Source organism: Deinococcus murrayi DSM 11303 (assembly GCF_000482805.1).
In the GTDB taxonomy this organism is placed as follows: domain Bacteria; phylum Deinococcota; class Deinococci; order Deinococcales; family Deinococcaceae; genus Deinococcus; species Deinococcus murrayi.
The window spans coordinates 1-1,820 of the sequence record NZ_AXWT01000057.1; the positions used below are offsets into that span (position 1 = coordinate 1).

Below are 1,820 nucleotides of genomic sequence, written 5' to 3' on the forward strand. Positions count from 1 at the left end.
GGGGGCGAGCCTGAGTCTCTAGTCCTGACCGTCCAGTTTTCGGGGAGCAGACCACGTGCGCCTCAACGTGGGGGCGACGCTTGCGCTCCTCCGCGTCGCGGCTTGGGTTGGGCTTGTCGTATACCCCGCAGCGCTGCCGCAAAAAGGCGTGTGCATCGGGATCGTTGGTGTTCCACCATGTCCAGTGGTGAATGGTGTCCACGATGCCGCGCCAGCCGCGTTTGTGATACTGGTCGAGCTGGCCCATGCTCTGCAAAAAGGCCGTCAGGGTGAGGCCGCGAGAACGTCCACCCGCGAGGGTTTCCGCGAACTGTGGCACGCGTAGAATGCCCGCCTCGTCCGCCAGAATCACGATGTCTTCCCCCTGCGACCCTTGCCGTTCGCGGTCAACGTAGCGGGTCACGGCCTGGATGACTGCACCCATCAAGGTTTCAAGGGGCGCTTTGTAGGGCGGCTCCGTGCTGGGCGCGGAGATATACACCGTCGCCCGCTTCTCCACCAGTTCGGCAGGGTCAAACGTCGTCCTGCACAGCGTAGACAGGATTTCGGGGGTATCGAGTCCGGCGAAGCCTGCTTTAAAAGACTGCACCACGCTCCCGCGCTCCCCTCCAGCAGCGGCAGTCGGGTCGTCCCAGATGGCTCCGAAGGCGGCTTCAAAACTTCTCAGAAGGTCGTCACGGGTCTGGACGGGCGCGAGGGCCACCAGACCCCTTGCCAGCTCCAACATGGCTCTTGTCGGGCTTGTAGCCGCCTTGACCAGTACCGGGATAGCGCTTTGGCAGGTCTGCCGCGCTGCGGCCCAATACGCGAGGGCGATTTCGGTCGCCAGCTTGTTGAAGTAATCCGACTTCTCGCCCGTGTTGCTCGGCAAAAAGGCGTTGATCACCGCTTGAGCGGCGCCTTTGTCGTCGGTGTTGAGCGGGTCCAGCGCGTCGCCTTTCATGCTGGTGAGGTCAAAGCGGATCACGCGGCCCAACTCGGCCCGGTGCCCTGCGGTGGTCGTCCACAGGTCGCCTTTCAGGTCGAGCACCACGAAATTGAGTCTGTCTGCCGTCAGCAACCACCACTTGAGCAAACTCGACTTGCCCCGGCCCGGTGCACCGATGAAAACCGCGTTGCCGTACTCGCGGCGGCCACCGTCCTTCGGGGAGCGGCGCATCAGGCCCCAGTGCGTCCCGCCCGCCTGTACGATAGGCAGCACGTCTCCCTGTGTCCGCAGCTTCACGCGGTTGCGCTGGTAGTTGATGAGGTTCTTTCGCGGGTTGGGACCGGCCAAGCCCACGGCCAGCAAGCCGCCTAGCAGCAGCAGGCCCACCCCCGCACCCCCCGCCCACGGCAGAGGCACCACACGGGCTACCTTCACGTCCTGGACGGTGCGCCACGCGAGGCAGTCACTCCCGCACGGCTGCCCCTTCACCTTTGAGGTATTGGGGTACAGCTCGCCCACCCTCTCTGTTCTGTGTGCCCTGAATGCATCTGGAATGATGCTCAGCGGTTCGAACTTCGCTGTTTTCAAGCTCACGTTGTACTGCGCATAAGCACGGTTCACCGCGTCCGTGGCTGTTCTCCCAACCCACCACGTCAGCACCCCGCCGAGTGCCAACAGCACCACCATAAACAGTGCCGTCCTGCTTCGGTCATCGGTCATCGCTCCATCTCCTGCCCCTTCTGGGGTCGTTCGTGGGCTTGCTCGGTCTGCCGTTCAGCCTGCCTTTCCCTCACCCATTCCTTTTCGGGTCCGGACAGCTCCCGCACGTTGTCACGCTCCTCTCTAGGGGTCAAAAGTCAGATGGAGACTTGAGAAGTCGGCTCCTGTACGG

General features: G+C 63.3%; 1 protein-coding gene. It reads right to left on the reverse strand.

Annotated features, from left to right (window positions below; genetic code table 11):
* Positions 1 to 1,363 (reverse strand): type IV secretory system conjugative DNA transfer family protein (locus H565_RS14950; protein WP_169726671.1); only part of this gene is annotated, 1,363 nt, incomplete at its 3' end.
* Between the last annotated feature and the right edge of the window lie 457 nt (positions 1,364 to 1,820).